The sequence below is a fragment of the Dietzia sp. CW19 genome, assembly GCF_014145265.1.
In the GTDB taxonomy this organism is placed as follows: domain Bacteria; phylum Actinomycetota; class Actinomycetes; order Mycobacteriales; family Mycobacteriaceae; genus Dietzia; species Dietzia natronolimnaea.
In genome coordinates this window covers 1-2384 of sequence record NZ_JAALEE010000361.1, presented here as the reverse complement: position 1 = coordinate 2384, position 2384 = coordinate 1, and the positions used below count along the sequence as shown (strand labels likewise).

Sequence of the window (2384 nt, the reverse complement as noted above, 5' to 3'; positions counted from 1 at the left end):
CGGAGGCCACGCGGGCGGCAGCCGCACCCGCGTTCGCCCCCGGACCGCCGGCGTTGCCCGGGAGGGTGGTGCCGGAGATGGTCGGGTCCGTCCCCACGCCCACCACCGCCACGGCCCCGGGCGCGGAGGACCCCTCACCGGACGACCGCCTGATCTGCTCCTTCTCCCGCTGGCGCAGGAGGGCCTTGACGTCGTCCGCCCCGAGCAGACCGGGGAGACCGATGTAGTCGGCCTCCTCCTCGCTCCCCGCGAACGTGGCCGTGCCGTAGGAGGACCCCTCGTAGACGATCTGGTCGAGTTCGGCGTCCGCCCCGAGGGAGATGTACCCCTTGCCCTCGTCGTCCGCGTCGGGCTCGTCGTGTTGCTGGTTGGCCTGCGCCAGCAACTCGTCCTCGAGCCCGTCCTCGCGGTGGGGCTTGCCCAGGACGTGATCCCGCTGGGCCTCCATCTGGGAGGCGAGCTGCAACAGGACCGGGACCGACGGCAGGAACACCGACGCGGTCTCCCCCGGCCTGCGGGACCGGACGAACCGGCCGATGGCCTGGGCGAAGTACAGGGGGGTCGAGGCGCTGGTGGCGTACACCCCCACGCTCAGGCGCGGCACGTCCACTCCCTCCGAGACCATGCGGACCGCGACCATCCACTCGTCCGTCGAGGCGGAGAACGTGCCGATCCGGCTCGAGGCGGTGGGGTCGTCGGACAGGACGACGACGGGGGCCCGCCCGGTGATCTCCGTGAGCAGAGCCGCGTACTCGCGAGCGCGTTCCTGGTCGGTGGCGATCACCAGCCCGCCGGCGTCGGGCACCCCACCCGCGCGGATCTGCCGGAGCCTGGTGTGTGCCGCCTGGAGGACCGCCGGCATCCAGTCGCCGTGGGGGTCCAGCGCCACCCGCCAGGCGCGCGAGTTCTGGTCCGCGCTGAGTGGTTCGCCGAGCCGGGCGGAGAACTCCTCACCGGCGTTGGTCCGCCAGCGCGCCTCGCCGGAATAGGCGAGGAAGACGACGGGTCGCACGACGCCGTCGGCCAGGGCGTCGGCGTACCCGTAGGAGTGGTCGGCCCTGGACCGTTGATGGCCCTGGCCGTCGGGTTCGTAGGTGACGAACGGGATCGGACTGTCGTCGGAGCGGAACGGTGTGCCGGTCAGGGACAGGCGACGCTCGGCGTCGTCGAACGCCTCACGGATGCCGTCTCCCCAGCTCTTGGCGTCGCCGCCGTGGTGGATCTCGTCGAGGATCACCAGCGTACGGCGGGATGCGGTCCGTTCGCGGTGCTTGAACGGGTGGGAGGCCACCTGGGCGTAGGTGACCACCACGCCGTGGTATTCCGGTGCGAGAGCGCCGGAGGAGTTGGAGTACTCGGGATCGAGCGCGATACCGGCCCTCGCGGCGGCCTCGGCCCACTGGAACTTGAGGTGCTCGGTGGGGGCCACCACGGTGATGGCGTCGACCGTCCGGTCGGTCAGGAGTTCGGTGGCCACGCGCAGACCGAACGTCGTCTTACCGGCGCCGGGGGTGGCCACGGCGAGGAAGTCCTTCGGCCGAGCCATGAGGTACTTGCGCAGCGCGGTCCGCTGCCAGGCGCGCAGCGGCGCGCCCGCGGCCGCCGTGGCGGCGGGGTCTGCGGTCTGCTCCTCGGTGCCCGGGACCGCGCCGGGTTCACTCACCAGGCTTCAGGGTCTCGTAGACGCGCTTGCACTCCGGGCAGACGGGAGAACCGGGCTTGGCGGACCGGGTGACAGGGAACACCTCGCCGCAGAGGGCGATCACATAGGAGCCCATGACCGCGCTCTCGGCGATCTTGCTCTTGTCCACGTAGTGGAAGAACTTGGGCGCGTCGTCCTGCGTCTCCTCGGTCGTCGTGACCTCGGGGCGCTCTAGTGTCTTGGTCCGGGTGGTGCTCACCCCCTCATGATGCCGCACGCCACGGTCGGCGCGCCAACGCCGGAGTACCTTGGGGGCCATGGCACCCGACTCCCGTCGCAAGCGGTCCAAGGATCGGGACGGCACCGCGAGGCCCGTTCTGATCACCGCCGCGCGGGAGTCCTACCGGGACGAGCTCACGGCGCGGAAGAAGCGGTACTTCCTCCTGATGTCCATCCGGATCCCGGCGTTGCTCCTCGCCGCGGGTTCCCTGGCTCTCTGGAACAACCCGTGGATCGCACTGGCCATCGTCGCGGGGTCCATACCGATCCCGTGGATCGCCGTGATCAGCGCCAACGACAGGCCTCCGCTACCCAAGGGGCAGGCACGGCTGTACACCGCCGGTGCGCTGGCCAATCACACGCCCCGCGCGATGCCGCCGGGCCTCACAGGTGGCCCCTCGCACCAGAGCCCGGCCCACGACGGCCCGACCCACGACGCCCCGGCACCCGGGGACCGCTCCGG

General features: G+C 71.6%; 3 protein-coding genes. 1 reads left to right on the top strand and 2 read right to left on the bottom strand.

Translation table 11 applies throughout. The annotated features are described in order from the left end of the window. Together G6021_RS11140 and G6021_RS11135 are read right to left on the bottom strand one after the other, a co-directional pair. Positions 1-1546, bottom strand: a 1546-nt coding sequence (locus G6021_RS11140; RefSeq protein ID WP_241736529.1) for a DEAD/DEAH box helicase, incomplete at its 3' end; no start/stop codon positions are given. Positions 1547-1655: 109 nt separating this feature from the next. Then, entirely contained in the window at positions 1656-1901 is a 246-nt protein-coding gene (locus G6021_RS11135; RefSeq protein ID WP_017837712.1) for a DUF3039 domain-containing protein, read from the bottom strand. 58 nt (positions 1902-1959) lie between these two features. Between G6021_RS11135 and G6021_RS11130 the strand changes: the two genes are divergently transcribed. Further along, the coding region (locus tag G6021_RS11130; protein WP_182641300.1) for a DUF3099 domain-containing protein at positions 1960-2384 on the top strand (425 nt) is incomplete at its 3' end.